The organism is Pseudomonas sp. MDT1-16 (assembly GCF_054898115.1).
This window is the reverse complement of record NZ_CM142717.1, coordinates 37,805-54,430: the sequence shown is the minus strand read 5'-3', so window position 1 is coordinate 54,430 and position 16,626 is coordinate 37,805. Positions and strand designations below refer to the sequence as shown.

The window sequence follows — 16,626 nt, the reverse complement described above, 5'->3', positions numbered from 1 at the left end:
TGTGATGAAAAAGTTTTTCAAGAAAGTCGGCGCATTCTTGCGCCAGACCTGGGTCTGGACCTTGCTGGTGGTGCTGTTTGTCGCGCTGCTGGTGTGGCTCGTCGGGCCGCTGCTGGCGGTCAATGACTACAAGTTCTGGGAAGGTTCGACCTCCCGCCTGCTGACCATCAGTGTGCTGTTCCTGATCTGGGGCCTGAGCATGGTCTTCGTTAGCTGGCGCGCTGGCGTACGCAAGAAAGCCATCGAAGACACTGAAGACGGCCAGGACCGTATCCGCCGTGAAGAGCTGATCGACGAAGAGCAGAAAGAGCTTCGCGTGCGCTTCAAGGATGCGTTGAAAACCCTGAAGAACTCGAGCCTCTATCGCGGTCGCAGCGAGCGCTGGCGCAGCGATTTGCCTTGGTACTTACTGATCGGTCCACAGGGCAGCGGCAAGACCAGCCTGCTGGACTTCTCTGGCCTTGAGTTTCCGATCAACAAGATCGACCGCAAGCTGACCCGCGACACCCTTGGCACCCGTCATTGCGACTGGTACTTCGCCGACCACGGGGTGTTGATCGACACCGCCGGGCGTTACCTGACCCTGCCGGATGCTGAAGTCGATGGCAGCGCCTGGCGCACCTTGCTCGACCTGCTGCGCAAGCGTCGCCGCAACCGTCCGTTGAACGGCGTGCTGGTGACCATTCCAGTGGAAACCCTGCTGGGCAACACCGAGCAAGACCTCGACACCCTGGCTCGCCAGGTGCGTGCACGCTTGCAGGACGTGCATCAGAAACTGCACGTCGATGTGCCGGTTTACCTGGTGCTGAGCAAGGCTGACAAGCTGCTTGGTTTCGACGAGTTCTTCGATCAGCTGACTAGCGAAGAAAGCGATCAGGTGCTCGGTACCAGCTTCCGCAAAAAGCAGAGCGGCACCGATGTGGCTGTGTTGCGTAGCGAGTTCGAAGAACTGCTGCGTCGCCTGAACAGCCAGGTCATCATGCGCATGCACCAGGAGCGCGACACCCAGCGCCGCGGTCGCATCCTCGACTTCCCGCACCAACTGGGGCAGATCGGCGAGCGCTTGTGCCTCTTCGTCGACATGGCGTTCACCGGCAACCGCTACCAGCGTGTCAGCCAGTTGCGCGGTTTCTACCTGACCAGCGCACCGCACCTGACTGAGGAAATGGACCCGGACACCGCCGGCATCGGCGCCAATCTGGGCATGAACGTCGGCGTGCTGCCGACCTTGCGCAGCGGCCGTTCGCGTTTCATTCACCACTTGCTCAGCCGAGTGATTTTCCCCGAGGCTGATCTGGCCGGTCTGGACAAGCGCGAGCGCAGCCGCATCCATTGGGGCCAGCGTGCGTTGTACGTCGGCGCTCTGGCGTCGTTGGCGCTGTTCGGCATGCTGTGGGCGGGCGGTTTCTCGGCCAACTACGAGCGTCTGGAAAACCTGCGCGACCTGGCGACCAACTGGACGCAACAACGCTCGGCCCTGACCGCGCGTGATGATTCCATGGCCGTACTGAAACCTCTCGACAGCAGCTACGCGGCGACTCAGGTTTTCCCGAACAAGGGTGACGTGTCGTACCACGAACGTGGCGGCCTGTATCAGGGCGAAGACGTCAATCCGGTGGTCAGGGCGGCTTACGAGCGCGAGCTCGAAGCGCAACTGCTGCCGAAAGTCGCCACGCTGCTGGAAGGGCAGATCCGCGCCAACATGAAGGACCGCGAACGCCTGCTCAACAGCCTGCGTGCGTACCTGATGCTGAACATGAAAGATCGTCGCGACACTGAATGGCTCAAGGATTGGGTCGCCACTGACTGGTCCCTGCGTTACGCCGGCAATACCGCGGTGCAGAACGGTCTGAACACGCACTTCGAGCGCTTGCTCAAGCAACCGTTTATCTACCCGCTGAACGATCAACTGGTGGCCCAGGCGCGTCAGGTCTTGCGTAGCGAGTCCCTGGCCAACGTGGTTTACCGGATGCTGCGCGAGCAGGCTCGCAATCTGCCGGAATACCGCTTCAGCCAACACTTGGGGTCACAAGGTGCGCTGTTTGTCGGCACCGATTACGTGATTCCGGGCTTCTACACCCAACAGGGTTATCAGCAGTATTTCTCGATTCAGGGCAGTGCGCTGGTCACCGACATCCTGCGTGATAACTGGGTGCTGGGTGAAGGCGCGGGCATCAGCGGCATGGACCTTCGTCGCTTGATGGTCGAGCTGGAGCAACTGTACTTCCGCGACTACGCCAACTTCTGGAGTGAAGCGGTCGGCCAGGTTGCCTTGCCACCGATCAACGACGCCGGTGAAGGCGCCGAGCAACTGGCTGGCCTGACGTCCGCCAACTCCCCAGTGCTGCAACTGCTGGTGGAAGTGCGTGAGAACACCCGTTTCCCGGTGATCGCGGACAGCGCCGATGAAGCCGCCGATGCGGCTGACAATCTGGGCGAGAAGGGCGGCAAGCTCGGCAAACTGGCTGCTGCTGCAGCGGGCAAAGCGTCGGACATGGCGGCTAATATGGCAAAGCAGCTGCCCGACACCGCGAAGAAATCCCTGCAACGTCGCTTCGAACCGCTGCACCGTTTGCTGGATGACAACAACGGCCCTGCCGCTGATTTGACTCCGGCACTGAATGCGCTCAACGACTTGCAACTGCAACTGGCAAGCCTGGCCCGTGCCAGCGCGCCAGAACAGGCTGCGTTCGAAATGGCCAAGACTCGCATGAGCGGCCAGCGCGATGCGCTGAGCAACCTGCGTAACGCGTCGAACCGTCTGCCGCGCCCCGTCAGCGTGTGGTTCAACGTGTTGGCCGAAGACACCTGGCGCCTGGTGCTCAACGATTCCTACCAGTACCTGAACCAGCGTTATCAGCGCGAGCTGTACAGCTTCTACGGCAAGGCGATCAACAAGCATTATCCATTCAGCGCCCACAGCACCAGCGATGTTGCGATCAGCGACTTCCGTGAGTTCTTCAAGGCCCAGGGTATTGCTGATCGCTTCTTCGAGAACTATATGCGTCCGTTCGTGAGTGGCGATCCAGGCAACTACCGTCTGCGCAGCATCGACGGTCATAGCATGCCGATCTCCAAGGTCTACCTCGATCAGATGGCCGCCGCACAAGTGATCCGTCAGAGCTTCTTCGCCATCAACCCGGCCGAGCCGCAAGTGCAGTTCAAACTGGAGCCGTACACCCTCGACCCGGCCGTCAGCCGTTCCGAGTTCAAGTTTGGCGACAAGACCATCGAATACCGCCACGGCCCGATTGTGCCAGTGTCGTTCAAATGGCCGACCGACGCTGAAGACGGTCGCACCAGCCTGGTCCTCGACAAAATGGCCGGCCGCCCGATCGGCATCGAGAAGAACACCGGCCCATGGTCACTGTTCCGTCTGTTCGACCTGATGCAGACCGAGTACCTGAGCGGTCGCGATGTGCTGGTACTCAAAGCTGACGTAGGCGGCCTGCGCGCCAACTACTTGCTGTCGAGCCAGCGCACACCGAACCCGTTCGACATGGGCGTGCTGCGTACCTTCCGTATGCCGGTGCAGCTCTGATGCGGGTTGCCAGTCCCTGGCGCAGCGCTGCGCGTACCGATCCGGGCAAGGTTCGGGCGCGCAACGAAGATGCTTTTCTGGACTGTCCACGGCAGGGTATGTGGGTGGTCGCGGACGGCATGGGCGGTCATCAGGGTGGCGACATCGCCAGCCAGTTGATCGTCGCCAGCCTGGCGGAATTGCCGGTGCAAGACGATTTCGACGAACGACTCAAAGGCATTCGCCAGTGCCTTCACTGGTTGAATCGCCGCTTGGGTCAGGAGTTGACCGTCACCGCCGGGCGCCATGACAGCATCATGGGCAGCACCGTGGTGGCGCTGCTGGTGGAAGGCAATCGCGCGGCCTGCATCTGGGCCGGCGACAGCCGTTGCTACCTGTGGCGTGGCCAGCGTTTGTACCAACTGTCCAAAGACCATTCGCTGCAACAGCAACTCATCGACGAGCAACAAATGAGTCTCGAAGACGCCCGCGCGCATCCGTCGGCCCATGCCCTGACTCGTGCGGTTGGGGCGGCCGATGTGCTGACGCTGGATGTGCTCGAACTCGAAGTTTATCCGGGCGATACGTTTCTGTTGTGCAGCGACGGTTTGTACAACGGGCTGAGCAGCGACGCGATGGGTAATGCCTTGAGCCTGACCGCGCCGCATGTCGCGCTGGAGCGTCTGTTCGATGGCGCTTTGCGGGGCTCGGCTCGGGACAACCTGACTGCTGTGGTGATCCGCCAATGACTGAACTCATGCCGCCGCTCGACGACCTGCTGGTGACCGACGAGGAAGCCAATAACCTGACTTACTTTGCGTTCGCCAAGTCGCATAAAGCTGAGCCCGCGCTGGCGCCAACAAAGGCCAGCGTCGGCGAAATGCCCGACGTACTCGCAGGCCGTTACCGCATCGAGCGCCTGCTTGGTGCAGGCGGCATGGGTACGGTTTACCGTGCACGGGATCTGCTGAGCGAGCAGTTCGGCGATCCCGACCCTTACATCGCGCTGAAAATCCTCAGCGAAGAATTTTCCGAGTCGCCGGACGCCAGTGCCTTGCTCTACAGCGAGTTTGCCCTGACCCGACGCCTGCGCCACGACAACGTGCTGCGTTTGCACAGCTTTGAAGTGGACACCGATTGCCAGCGCGCCTTCATCACCATGGAGCTCATGCGTGGGCTGACCCTGGACAAATTACTCTGCGAGCGGCCGCTGGGCCTGCCGTGGAAAGAACTGCGCGACATCGCGCTGCCGCTGCTCGACGCGCTAGCCTTCGCCCACGCTCGCGGCGTGCTGCACGGTGACCTGAAGCCGAGCAATGTCATGCTCAGCGAAGAAGGCGTGCGCCTGTTCGACTTCGGTCTGGGCCAGGCCGAGGAGGGCATCTTGCCCGGCCTGCCACACCTGAGCCGCCACCGCTTCAACGCCTGGACCCCCCGCTACGCCGCCCCCGAACTGCTTGAGGGCCAGCTGCTGTCGGCCAGTGCAGATGTCTACGGTGTGGCCTGCGTGTTGTACGAATTGGCGGGCGGCAAACCCCCGTTCCGCCGCTTGCCCTCGACCGAGGCCCGCGACGGGCACCTCGAACGCGAGCTGCACGCACCCAGAAATCTACCGAAACACTGCTGGCCAGCCCTGCGAACGGCGCTGGCTTTCGATGCGGCAGATCGAACGATCACTGCCGCCCAACTGCGTGACGCTATGGGCGCCACATCGTCTTTGCTGCAACGTCTGAAACTTCGGGCGTGACCGGCAGACTCGAAGGTCTCCCACACACAGCTGCCATAACGATCCGTTTCGTCAATGACTTGGTAGTCATCAGCGTCAAAAAGTGCGGCATCTTCTTCTAACACTGCGCAATGGTGGCGTTCTCGCTTGAAGCCGCTACACTGCGCCGGCCGTTCATTTTCCTTTTGAGGCTGTGCGCATGAAATTTCGTTTTCTTCTGTGGATGCTGGGTTTGTTGATGGGTAAGGCCAGTCGGACTAATCCTGCGTTTCAGCAACAGTTGGGTGACAAGGAGCTCGTATTCCAATTACAGACCCTGGACGGGAAGGTGGCGCGGCATTTCTTTGTGAAGGATCAGCGCATTACCAGCAGGTCCGGCGTACATGCCGAGCCTGCGTTTGCGATTGCCTTTAAAGATGCGATGTATGGCTTTGCCACGATGCAGGCGAAGAACAAGCAGTTGGCGTTTATGACGGGGATTCAGGACAAGTCGATTCAGATCAAGGGCAACCCGGCGTTGGTGATCTGGTTTCAGGGGTTGACCAAGTATTTGAAGCCGAGGAAGGCTAAGTCTAAGGCTTGAGAATTCTGCGCGATCCTGTGGCGAGGGAGAGCCAGTTGGATCGGGGTGGATTCTTCGCGGGCAAGTCGGATCGCCGCACCGCTCGCTCCTACAGGATTTAAGTGATCCGTAGGAGCGAGCGGTGCGGCGATCCGACTTGCCCGCGAAGCTTTTCAGGGCTGGGTGAATTGCGAAGCCAGTTCACGCAGCAGCACTTCAGCTTCAAGCACTTTGCTGACGACGTCGTTGGCTTTCTCGCGAGTCAGGCCGACGCGTTCCAGCAAGGCGTCCGGGATGTCTTCGTCCGGGCCGGAGCCAATGCCGCGGCTACGCAGCAGGCGCACAGCCAGGCATACGAGGTTTGGGTACTCGGCGTAATCGCCGTCGTAGCCCGGGTCGTGCTGGAAGCGCAGGGCGGTGGCCAGTTCATCCGGCATGTCCCAGTAGCGCATCAGCCACGAGCCGATCTGTTCGCGGCTGATGCCCAGCAAGTGTTGCTCGACGTAGCTGTGGCACAGGTGCGGGTTGACCTCCAGGTGGCGGCAGATCAGCGAGAAGTGCGGCGGGAACACGTGGGCGAGCAGCAAGTAGCCGAAGTTGTGCAGCAGGCCGGCGAGGTAGGTCAGGCCGGCTTCCGGGCGCTGGGCGCGCGGCATGGCGCGGGTCAGGCCTTCGATGACGGCGGCGGTGTAAATCGATTGCTGCCAGTACGGCGTGGTGTGTTGCGGATGGTCCTTGGGCAGGCTCAGGGTTTTGCCCAGGGCCAGGCCCAGCGCCAGGTTGATCACCAGGTCGAAACCCAGCACCCGGACGATGGCGTCTTCCACTGAGCGAATCTTGCCCGGCGAGGCGTAGTACGGCGACGCCGCCCAGCTCACCACTTGTGCGGCCAGGGCCGGGTCGGTTTCGACGACGCCGGTGATGTCGTCGATGGTGGCGTTGGGATCGACACGCAGTTTGATGATTTTCTGCGCAGTCTCGGCCAAGGGCGGAATTTCGATGGTCTCTTCCAGACGCTGCTGGATGCGCCGCGCGGTGAACGCTTGAACGGCCTGAGTGATTTCCTCACGGTCATCATCGGGGCGATCGAGGTTCGGGCGAATGCGGGTCAACGCTTCGCCGAAGTTGGCGGCGCTGGACTTGGTCAGCATGGTCTTGAAGTCTTCGCTGGTGACTTCCAGCAACACGCCCGGCTCGTCCGAGTTGATCAGCAACTTCGGTTCGCGCAGCAGGCTTTCTTCATACAGACACGGTGAACTGGTGAGCCCCGGCAGGCCGGGCAGCAAGCTCAGGTTGTGTTTGCCGAGCATTTTTACCAGGCGTTCGGTGGGCACGGCGGTGAGGTGGCGGCCGGTCAGTTCGGCGAGGCTATTGAGGTCCAGCAATTGGCTCTGCGGGAACAGCACCATCAGCGTGCCCACGGCGTCACCAAGCAGAACAGCCTGCACTTTGCGTGCGGCGTTCAGGCCGTGATGGTCGAGGACTTCTTCGTAGGCGATACCCAGTTTGCCCAGCAGCAGCCGAATAACCGACGGAGCGTGCGGGGTGGCGGGTGCGAGGGCAACTTCGGTCATGGTCTGTATCCGTTTTAAAACAATGGCAGGAGTATAACCAGCTTGCTCAGAACGAGGGTTCAGAAACTGCGACGGTGCTCACACTTGGCCGTATTGCTGCCCATGACGTAGCCAGCGGTCGAGCAGCGGGCTCACGTGATCCGGCCAGCGCTCCAGCAGCGCTTGGGCGGCGTCGCGCACGGCGGGCAGCAGATCGGCGTCGCGCATCAGGTCGGCGACCTTGAATTGCAGCAGTCCGGTCTGACGCGTACCAAGCATTTCGCCAGGGCCGCGCAGCTCGAGGTCTTTTTCGGCGATGACAAAACCGTCGTTGGTTTCGCGCATGATGCCCAGTCGCTGGCGACCGATCTGTGACAGCGGTGGATGGTAAAGCAGCACGCAATGGCTGGCGGCGCTGCCTCGACCGACGCGACCGCGCAACTGGTGCAACTGAGCGAGCCCGAGGCGCTCAGGGTTTTCGATGATCATCAGGCTGGCGTTGGGCACGTCGACGCCGACTTCGATCACGGTGGTCGCGACCAGCAGTTGCAGGTTGCCGGCCTTGAATTCGGCCATGACGGCGGCTTTCTCGACGGGCTTCATGCGACCGTGGATGAGCCCGACCTTCAGCTCGCCGAGGGCCGCGGTGAGGTCTTCGTAAGTGGTTTCGGCGGCCTGGCAGGTCAGCTCTTCCGACTCTTCGATCAGCGTGCACACCCAATAGGCCTGACGCCCTTCGGCACAGGCACCGCGCACCCGCTCGATGACTTCGACGCGCCGGGTATCGGTGATCAGCACGGTGTTCACCGGGGTTCGACCGGGCGGCAGTTCGTCGAGAATCGAGGTGTCGAGGTCGGCGTAGGCGCTCATGGCCAGCGTCCGCGGAATCGGTGTGGCGGTCATGATCAGCTGGTGCGGACACATCCGCCCGCCGACGCCTTTCTGCCGCAACGCCAGGCGCTGTTGCACGCCGAAGCGGTGTTGTTCGTCGATGATCACCAAGGCCAGGTTCTTGAATTTCACCTCGTCCTGGAACAGTGCGTGAGTGCCGACCACCATCGGTGTGCCGCTGGCGATCTGCTCCAGTGCGGCCACGCGGTTCTTGCCTTTGAGCTTGCCGGCCAGCCACGCTACTTCAATGCCCAGCGGTTCGAGCCAGCGTTTGAAGGTGACGAAATGCTGCTCGGCGAGGATTTCGGTGGGCGCCATGAGTGCCACTTGATAGCCGGCCTCCAAGGCCTGGAGTGCGGCGAGGGCCGCGACCACGGTTTTACCGGCGCCAACGTCGCCCTGAATCAGCCGCAGCATGGGCTCGTGCTGATTGAGGTCGTAAGCGATTTCGTTGCCGACCCGTTGCTGAGCACCGGTCGGAGTGAAGCCAAGATTGGCCAGATACTGGGCTGGCAGCCGGGTGGCATTTGGCATCGCCGGCGCGCGCAGGGAACGCATGCTCTCGCGCAGGCGCTGCTGGGACAGTTGATGCGTCAGGAGTTCTTCGAAGGCCAGACGGTGCTGCGCCCAGTGATGACCAAGGGCGAGTTCATCGACATTGGCATCGGCGGGTGGGTGATGCAGGTAGCGAATCGCATCGGCCAGCGGCGCCAGTTGATAGTCCCGCGCCAGCTCAGTTGGCAGCCAGTCGGGCAGACTGGTCGGGCCGAGCATCGTCAGGGTCTGCATGCACAACTGACGCAAGCGCTGTTGGGTCAGGCCTTCGGTGAGCGGGTAAACCGGGGTCAGGGTTTCATCCACCGGCGGCGGCTCGTCGCCGGTGATGGCGCGGTATTCCGGGTGATAGATTTCCAGACCCGATGCACCGGGCCGCGCTTCGCCGTAGCAGCGAATGCGCGTGCCGCGTTTGAGGCCTTCTTTCTGGGCGTTGCTGAAATGGTAGAAACGCAGGCTGAGCCCGCCGGTGCCGTCCTGCAGACGCACCACCAGGCTTCGGCGGCGGCCCATGACCACATCGGCGCCGCTGACGGTGCCTTCGATCACGGCGTCCTGGCCCGGTCGCAAGTGGCCGATCGGGACCACGCGAGTGCGGTCCTGATAGCGCAGCGGCAGGTGGAATAGCACGTCCTGGAGATTCTCCAGGCCGACCTTGGCCAATTTCTCGGCCATGGCTTCGCCGACACCCTTGAGTGCCGTCACCGACACCTGCGACAACTCGGTCATGGCAGCGACTTAGGCCGCAACCACCGGTGCTTGCGGCTTGGCCACCGAGCACAGGCGAATGGAGTCAGCGAGGATTTCAATCGCCTTCGGCCGCGGGAAGCTCGCGCGCCAGGCGATGGCCACGGTGCGGAACGGCACCGGCGGCGTCAGTGGGCGCACTTCAATCACGCCGGGGGCGTAGTGATGGCTGTCGACGGCCGAGAGCGGCAGAATCGAGATACCCAGACCGGACGCAACCATGTGGCGGATGGTTTCCAGGGAGCTGGATTCCACCGTGGTGTGCTTGGCGCCGTCGTTGCCTTTGGCCAGGGTCGGGCACGCTTCCAACACTTGATCACGGAAGCAGTGGCCTTCGCCGAGCAGCAGCAAGCTTTTGTCGTTGAGCAGGCTGGCGTCGATGGATTCTTTTTGGGTCCACGGGTGCTGGGCCGGCATCAGGACGTAGAACGGCTCGTCGTAGAGCTGCAGGGTCAGCACGTCGGCTTCGTTGAACGGCAGGGCGATGATGATCGCGTCGAGCTCGCCGTTGCGCAGTTTGTCGCGCAGCACGTGGGTGAAGTTTTCTTCGATGTACAACGGCATCTGCGGGGCGACCCGGTGCAGTTGTGGAATCAGGTGCGGAAACAGGTATGGGCCGACGGTGTAGATCGCGCCGACTTTCAGCGGGGCGGTCAGCTGGTTCTTGCCGGCCTGGGCCAGTTCGCGGATGCCTTGGGCCTGCTCCAGGACTTTCTGCGCCTGGGCGACAATGCCCTCGCCGACCGGGGTCAGGCGCACGGCACTCTTGCTGCGCTCGAAAATCAGCACACCGAGTTCGTCTTCAAGCTTTTTCACGCCCACCGACAGGGTCGGCTGGCTGACATGGCAACGCTCGGCCGCGTGGCCGAAGTGCTGCTCTTGGGCGAGGGTAACGATGTAGCGTAATTCTGTAAGAGTCATAGCAAGCGTCCATGAAGTTGCGGGCCAAGCATACCGGCTGCAATCGATAGACGCACGTTATCAGACTGAGTGTGTTAAGTGACACCGGGCAAGCAGGTTTGCCGCTGGCAGATAAACAAAAGGCACCTTTCAGTACCTTTTTCGAGCTATACGCATATCCCTGTAATTGGATGGACTCGCCCAAGCCGAGGCGTCAATGCGCCACGGTGGCAGTCTAAACAGCCAACGACAGCGAGGGCGAGTCCATGAAAAAGCATACTTCGATTGATCAATCCCTGTCTTCTTCCGATTTGTCGGCCTGCACAACTGTGGCGGTCGATCTGGCCAAGCAGGTCTTTCAGGTCGCCGGTGAAGACGTCTTCGGCCAGGTGCACTACGAGCGACGGATCAAGTCGCGCGAGGCGTTTTATGAGTTTCTCCGCCAGTTGCCGCCTCATGTCGTGGTTCTGATGGAGACCGGTCCGGGTGCTCAAGCCTGGGCCCGGCAGTTGCAAGAGCAAGGCAATCTGGCGCGGATTCTTCCAGCCGGTTTGGTGGCCACCCATCGCAGCGGGCCTAAAAATGATCGCAACGATGCGCTGGCGATTCTGCGGGCTGGTCGCGATGAAAAGATCTACGCAGTGCCGGTCAAAAGCGTTGCGGCGCTGGCAATGCAGGCGTTGCATCGCGCCCGCCAAGGCTATGTGCGTCGACGCACGGCGGTGAGTAATCAGATGCGCGGCCTGCTGCTCGAGCACGGCGTGGCCTTGGCGCAGGGCGATGTTGCGATCAGCCAGAAAATTCCGCGGGTACTGGAAGATGCCACCCAGCCGGTGCCGGGCCTGCTGCGTGAACTGATCGACGAACTGTTGGCCGAGTGGCGCCATTTGGGCGAACGCATCAGCGTGCTGACGGGGCGCCTGGAAGTGGCCGCCAACGCCGACATGACGGCGAAGCGACTGATGACTGTGCGCGGCATCGGCCCAGTCACTGCCACGGCACTGGTGGCCAAGGAAACCAAGCCTGAGCGATTTCCCAATGCCCGCAAGTTTGCCGCGTACTTTGGCATGGTGCCTGACCAGCACAGCAGCGGGCAGACGGTCCGGCTGGGGGACATGACCAAGCGAGGCGATGTTTATTTACGCAGCCTGATGATCCAGGGAGCTCATGCGGTACTGCAACAACTACGACCTGATTCCCAGCAACCCGATGACCGCCGCTTGTTGCGCTGGATGAGCCGACTGGGCCGTAAGGAGGCTGCGGTCAGGTTAGCCAACCGCAACCTGCGAATCGTCTGGGTGCTTCTACAGAATGACCAGACTTATCGTCGCCAGGCTGGTGATGGCCAGCAAGCGACGATGAGCCACTGAGCGACAGAGTTCTGCCACCGAGGTACTAACTGTCCGGCCCTTTGCTGAAAAAAAATTGACCCCAGGTAAGACCGGCGTGGATTGATGCCTTAGCTGCTACTGGCCTTCGAGGCCTGACTGTAATCGGCATACCACGAGCTCTTCCAATTTTGGCCAGAAGCCGAAGACGGCTTCCTCGAATAGGCCTGATACATAGATGCAACGGGGCGGCGGTTTTTCAAAAGCGGGTAGACAGTGGGGGCGAGTCCATACATAGCAGCTGGCGCAGCCTGCGTTCGGCTGCGCAGCAGTCGTAATCCCAGCAACGCTCGCTCTACATGAAATACCGCGCTGCCTGATTTCACGGCTGCTTCGCAGCCGAACGCAGGCTGCGCCAGCTGCTACTTGTTTTATCGCCGGCGTTTTTCCAGCGAGTAAACAAACGGTGCAACGATTTCGATGGCGCCATTGGTCAACATGTCAGCCGGTGGCTTGGGCAGTGGTTGGGCGCGGCGGATCATTTCCAGGGTGGCCCTGTCCAGATCGGCAGTGCCAGAGCCGCCCACCAGCTCGAACGACAACACGTTACCTTCAGCATCCACCACGAAGCGCAGACGGTTCATGCCTTCCTTGCCCCGCGACTGCGCACTGGCCGGGTACTTCTTGTACTTGGCCAAGTGAGCGAGCAGGGTGCCTTGCCAGCTGGCCTTGGCCGCTTGCTGCGCCGGTGATGGACCCGGTGCCGGTTGTGCGGATTTTTCCGTTGGCGCCTGAGTCGGTTGCGCGTCGCTCGGTTTTTCCTCGGACGGCTTCTCTTTTGGCGGTTCCGGCTTTTTCTCCACAGGCTTGGGCGGTTGAGGCTTGGGCTTGGGTTTAACCGGTTTCGGCACCGCAATCTCGGCCTTCGGCACTTCAGCCAGTTTCGGTATCGGCAGTTCTTCCACCGGGGCAGGTGGCTGTGGCGGTGTTATGACCTTCGGCGGTGCCGGCGGTGGCGGGGCCGGAACCGGCGCCAACTCGACCATCATCGCCTGCGGCGGCAGCTCGATCGGTGGGCGTGACGTCCAGTTCAGTGCCAGCGCAATGGCCAGTGCATGGACGCCCAGCACCACGGCCAGGCTCGCGCTGTAACGCGTCAGCTTTTGGCGCGTCGTGATCATTTCTTGACTGCCGTCTCGAGTCCGACCAGGCCCACCTTCAGGTACCCGGCGGAGCGCAGGTTGTCCATCACGCTCATCAGGTCGCCGTAGTCCACGCCTTTATCGGCCTGGAAGAAGATCGTCGTGTCTTTCTTGCCCTTGGTCCTGGCGTCCAGAGTGGCGCCGAGTGCTTCGGCCTTCACTTCGTCTTCGCCGAGGAACAGGCGTTGGTCAGCCTTGACGCTGAGGAACACCGGTTTCTCTGGCCGTGGCGCCGGTTTGGCACTCGAGGCGGGCAGGTCGACCTTGATGTCCACGGTGGCGAGCGGGGCCGCCACCATGAAGATGATCAACAGCACCAGCATCACGTCGATAAACGGCGTGACGTTGATTTCGTGGTTCTCGGCCAGATCGTCGTCTGCGCCTTCTTTCAAATGCAGGCCCATGGCCGATTACCCCACTTTCACCATGTGCGGTTGCGAGCTGCGCTCGGGCGGCAAGTGGTCAAGGTCGCGGCTGACCAGCAGCAGGACTTCTGCCGAAGCGTCGGACACTTGCGCCTTGTAACCGGCGATGGAACGGGCAAAGACGTTGTAGATCACAACGGCCGGAATCGCGGCAACCAGGCCCAGTGCGGTCGCCAGCAGGGCTTCGGCGATGCCGGGAGCGACGACGGCGAGGTTGGTGGTCTGGGTTTTTGCGATGCCGATGAAGCTGTTCATGATGCCCCACACGGTACCGAACAGCCCGACGAACGGCGCAGTGGAGCCGATGGTGGCGAGCACACCAGTGCCGCTGCTCATGTTGCGACCGCAGGCTGCAACGAGACGCTCGAGGCGGAAACTGACACGTTCCTTGATGCCTTCTTTCTCGCGGCTGTTGGCCGACAGCTTCATTTCTTCCAGTGCATCGTGCACCAGCAGGTTGGCGAGGGTGCCGGCCTTGGTTGCCGAAGCGCTGGCTTCTTTAAGGGTGGTGGCTTTTTTCAGGTGGGCGATTTCAGTGCGCAGACGACGCTTGGCGCCCATCAGCTCGAAACCCTTGGCGATCCAGATGGTCCAGGTGATGATCGACGCGATGGCCAGACCGATCATCACGATTTTCACGATGATGTCGGCGTTCTGGTACATGCCCCACGGCGACAGGTCGTGGGCCATGCCCAGGGAGTTGTCAGCTTCGAGGACTTCAGGAACGTCTTCGGCGGTGGTGTCTACGGCCTGGGCCGGGCCGGTCGCGGTAACGGCCGGTGCGGCGTGATCCGCTGGCGTTTGTGCGTCAGCGAACGCGGCGGTCGGCGCCAGCATCAAGCTGATCAGCAGGGCGGCTACCGCGCTCCAGGCGCGAGGTCGTTTGGTTGGCGAAGCGGGGAATTGATTGCGTGTCATGCTGGCCGGACCTGAGAAAGAAAAACGGTAGATGCTCTTCCAGGCCTCGTGAGGCCGAGAACAAAAGTGGCAGGCATTATTGCAAGTAATTCTTGTTAACAAAAGTAATAGAGTATCTTTTTTCCTTCATTGCTAGCCGCTTGTCCATTGCCAGCGCTAGTCTGTGCCTTTCTGATGGGAGTTTTCTGATGTCCGCGCCTTCTGTTTTGATCGCCGGCTGCGGTGATGTTGGTAGCCGTCTGGCCACGCAATTGGTGGCTTCTGGGTGGGAGGTTCATGGCCTGAGGCGTGACGTCTCGCGCCTACCCGAGGGAGTCATTGGTGTTGCCGGCGACTTGTTCAATGAAGACTGCCCGGCGACTTGGCCAGTCGGTGCGGTGGATTACCTGGTGTATTGCGCGGCCGCCACCGATCACGATGAAGCCGGTTATCGTTCCGCTTATGTGCAGGGCTTGCAGCATGTGCTGGACTGGCTGAACGTCTACGGTCAGGTGCCCAATCGCCTGCTGTTTGTTTCCAGCAGCAGTGTGTATGGCCAGCAGGATGGCGAGTGGGTCGACGAGACTTCTCCGACCATTGCAGCAGGCTATTCAGGTCGATTGATGCTGGAGGCGGAGCAAGTGGCGCTCGATAGCGGCATCCCGGCCAGCATCGTACGTTTGACCGGCATTTACGGCCCGGGCCGCGAATGGCTGCTGACGCAGGTTCGTCGGGGTTATCGCGTGGCCGTCGATCCACCGTTGTACGGCAATCGCATTCACGCCGACGACGCGGCGGGGTTGATGGCGTGTCTGCTTGAAGCGGATCGTCGCGGTGTGGCGCTGGATGACGTCTACATTGGTGTGGACGATGCGCCTGCGCCGCTGGCTGAAGTGGTGGGCTGGTTGCGTGAGTACCTGGGCGTGACCGAATGGGCCGAAGACGCGAGCGTGCGTCGCACTGGCAGTAAGCAATGCAGCAATGCTCGGGCGAAAGCCTTGGGCTGGACACCGAAGTACCCAAGCTTTCGCGAAGGCTATGCTGCGATTCTTGAAGGGCGCAGCTGACTTAATCTGCCAGTCAAAGAAAAAGGAGCCCTTGGGCTCCTTTTTGCTGGATCACTGTTTCTCCAGCAACCACTTGCGATCACCCGGTGTGAACGATGGCATCTCGTCCGCCTGAGCGGTGTTCACGGTCTGGAAAATCTCCAGCTCTTTGCCCTTGCGCGCAAAGATCCAGGTGTTGCCCTGGCCGTTGAGTTGCAGCCAGATATTATCGTTGCCGCCGCTCATCGACGCGCAATCGCCCGCCAGGCACAGGGCATAACGATCCGCGCCCGGCAGGCCGGCAACCTGGCCGTCGGCCTGGAATTGCACCGTGCTGCCTTCACCGGGACCGCTGACGACTTTCCAGCTGCCACCCATATAGGCCGAATACAGTGCCCGTTCGAAGCTGGCGCCAATCGGCGCGCCGTCCGGCACCGGGGTCAGCGCGCGATCGAAGACCTGCGCAGGCTCGTTGTCGTTGGCGGCCTGGTTCAGTTGCTTGCCGTCACGCTTCAGCTCGCTGGCGGAGCTGCCATAAAAGTCGATCTTCCAGGCCCCGGACTCTTCGCCCAGCAGCTTGCCTTCGACGTTTTCAAAACCATTGGTGTAGCGGGCCTGACTGGCCTTGGTGTTGACGTCCCATTCCAGGTTCGGACCAAAGGCCTGGAGCGCTTCGCGCAGGGGGCCGCCTTTGGATGCAGCATCGATCGCCGACTGATTGATCCAGGTGCCGCTGATATCACGGTCGGCAGGGTCGCTGGCACAACCGCTCAAAAATAGGGCGAGCAGCGAGAGAACTAGCGCTTTGCGCATGGTGGAATCCTTTCAAAACGCTTTCTATACGTACGGCAGCGGCGCAGCCGAAGGGCTGCGCCGGGCGCATTACTCAATGACCAGAATGGCATCCATTTCAACCTGCGAACCCTTTGGCAGGGCCGCAACGCCGATAGCGGCGCGGGCAGGATAAGGCTGGTCAAAGTACTTGCCCATGATCTCGTTGACCTTGGCGAAGTGGCTCAGGTCGGTGAGGAAGATGTTCAGTTTGACGATGTCCTTGAACGAACCACCAGCGGCTTCGGCGACGGCTTTGAGGTTCTCGAACACCTGGACGGTCTGGGCTTCGAAGCCTTCAACCAGTTCCATGGTTTTTGGGTCCAGAGGAATTTGACCCGACATGTAAACGGTGTTGCCAGCCTTGATCGCCTGGGAGTAAGTACCGATGGCAGCCGGGGCCTTGTCGCTGGTGATAACTGTTTTGGTCATGAATGACTCCT

General features: G+C 61.3%; 14 protein-coding genes. 6 read left to right on the top strand and 8 right to left on the bottom strand.

The window, feature by feature from the left end; all coding sequences use genetic code 11:
- Window positions 1-4: 4 nt before the first annotated feature.
- The 4 genes from tssM to ACYZT3_RS00240 all read left to right on the top strand — a co-directional run bounded on the left by tssM (window position 5) and on the right by ACYZT3_RS00240 (window position 5,829).
- On the top strand, window positions 5-3,541 hold the full coding sequence (tssM, locus tag ACYZT3_RS00255; protein WP_462031259.1) for a type VI secretion system membrane subunit TssM: 3,537 nt from the start codon (window positions 5-7) through the stop codon (window positions 3,539-3,541).
- Window positions 3,541-4,269, top strand: coding sequence for a PP2C family protein-serine/threonine phosphatase (locus tag ACYZT3_RS00250; RefSeq protein ID WP_282376242.1), 729 nt, complete (start codon window positions 3,541-3,543; stop codon window positions 4,267-4,269). The genes tssM and ACYZT3_RS00250 overlap by 1 nt, the downstream gene beginning before the upstream one ends.
- Window positions 4,266-5,267 carry a serine/threonine-protein kinase gene (locus ACYZT3_RS00245; protein WP_462031258.1) on the top strand — a complete coding sequence of 334 codons (1,002 nt, stop codon included), beginning with the start codon at window positions 4,266-4,268 and terminating at the stop codon, window positions 5,265-5,267. The genes ACYZT3_RS00250 and ACYZT3_RS00245 overlap by 4 nt, the downstream gene beginning before the upstream one ends.
- A 178-nt stretch (window positions 5,268-5,445) precedes the next feature.
- Window positions 5,446-5,829 (top strand): helicase, encoded by a 384-nt coding sequence (locus ACYZT3_RS00240; RefSeq protein ID WP_282376240.1) that lies wholly within the window; start codon window positions 5,446-5,448, stop codon window positions 5,827-5,829.
- A 152-nt stretch (window positions 5,830-5,981) separates the two neighbouring features.
- Here the strand turns inward: ACYZT3_RS00240 and ACYZT3_RS00235 are convergent, their stop codons facing one another.
- From ACYZT3_RS00235 to ACYZT3_RS00225, 3 genes are all read right to left on the bottom strand, one after another.
- Window positions 5,982-7,382, bottom strand: coding sequence for an aminoacyl-tRNA deacylase and HDOD domain-containing protein (locus ACYZT3_RS00235; protein WP_462031257.1), 1,401 nt, complete (start codon window positions 7,380-7,382; stop codon window positions 5,982-5,984).
- A gap of 78 nt (window positions 7,383-7,460) precedes the next feature.
- Complete coding sequence (gene recG, locus ACYZT3_RS00230; RefSeq protein WP_462031256.1) at window positions 7,461-9,536, bottom strand: ATP-dependent DNA helicase RecG; 2,076 nt, start codon at window positions 9,534-9,536, stop codon at window positions 7,461-7,463.
- A gap of 9 nt (window positions 9,537-9,545) precedes the next feature.
- Window positions 9,546-10,475 (bottom strand): hydrogen peroxide-inducible genes activator, encoded by a 930-nt coding sequence (locus tag ACYZT3_RS00225; RefSeq protein WP_010465236.1) that lies wholly within the window; start codon window positions 10,473-10,475, stop codon window positions 9,546-9,548.
- Window positions 10,476-10,765: 290 nt separating this feature from the next.
- Between ACYZT3_RS00225 and ACYZT3_RS00220 the strand changes: the two genes are divergently transcribed.
- Window positions 10,766-11,824: an IS110 family RNA-guided transposase gene (locus tag ACYZT3_RS00220; protein ID WP_282383495.1), complete on the top strand. Its 1,059-nt coding sequence runs from the start codon at window positions 10,766-10,768 to the stop codon at window positions 11,822-11,824.
- Between the two features lie 389 nt (window positions 11,825-12,213).
- Here ACYZT3_RS00220 and ACYZT3_RS00215 read toward each other — a convergent pair whose 3' ends face one another.
- From ACYZT3_RS00215 to exbB, 3 genes are read right to left on the bottom strand one after another with little or no spacing between them, the layout of a single operon-like run.
- Entirely contained in the window at window positions 12,214-12,963 is a 750-nt protein-coding gene (locus ACYZT3_RS00215) for an energy transducer TonB family protein (protein WP_282376236.1), read from the bottom strand.
- The gene (exbD, locus tag ACYZT3_RS00210; protein WP_008150131.1) at window positions 12,960-13,388 is read right to left on the bottom strand and encodes a TonB system transport protein ExbD; all 429 of its coding nucleotides are present in this window, start codon (window positions 13,386-13,388) and stop codon (window positions 12,960-12,962) included. Before exbD ends, ACYZT3_RS00215 begins: the two co-directional genes overlap by 4 nt.
- A 6-nt stretch (window positions 13,389-13,394) precedes the next feature.
- The gene (exbB, locus tag ACYZT3_RS00205; RefSeq protein WP_282376233.1) at window positions 13,395-14,327 is read right to left on the bottom strand and encodes a tonB-system energizer ExbB; all 933 of its coding nucleotides are present in this window, start codon (window positions 14,325-14,327) and stop codon (window positions 13,395-13,397) included.
- A 188-nt stretch (window positions 14,328-14,515) separates the two neighbouring features.
- Here exbB and ACYZT3_RS00200 point away from each other — a divergent pair, with 188 nt between their 5' ends.
- Complete coding sequence (locus tag ACYZT3_RS00200; protein WP_282376232.1) at window positions 14,516-15,373, top strand: SDR family oxidoreductase; 858 nt, start codon at window positions 14,516-14,518, stop codon at window positions 15,371-15,373.
- 51 nt (window positions 15,374-15,424) lie between these two features.
- Here the strand turns inward: ACYZT3_RS00200 and ACYZT3_RS00195 are convergent, their stop codons facing one another.
- On the bottom strand, window positions 15,425-16,165 hold the full coding sequence (locus tag ACYZT3_RS00195; RefSeq protein ID WP_462031255.1) for a hypothetical protein: 741 nt from the start codon (window positions 16,163-16,165) through the stop codon (window positions 15,425-15,427).
- A gap of 69 nt (window positions 16,166-16,234) precedes the next feature.
- Window positions 16,235-16,615, bottom strand: coding sequence for a RidA family protein (locus tag ACYZT3_RS00190; protein WP_003229509.1), 381 nt, complete (start codon window positions 16,613-16,615; stop codon window positions 16,235-16,237).
- Window positions 16,616-16,626: the final 11 nt, after the last annotated feature.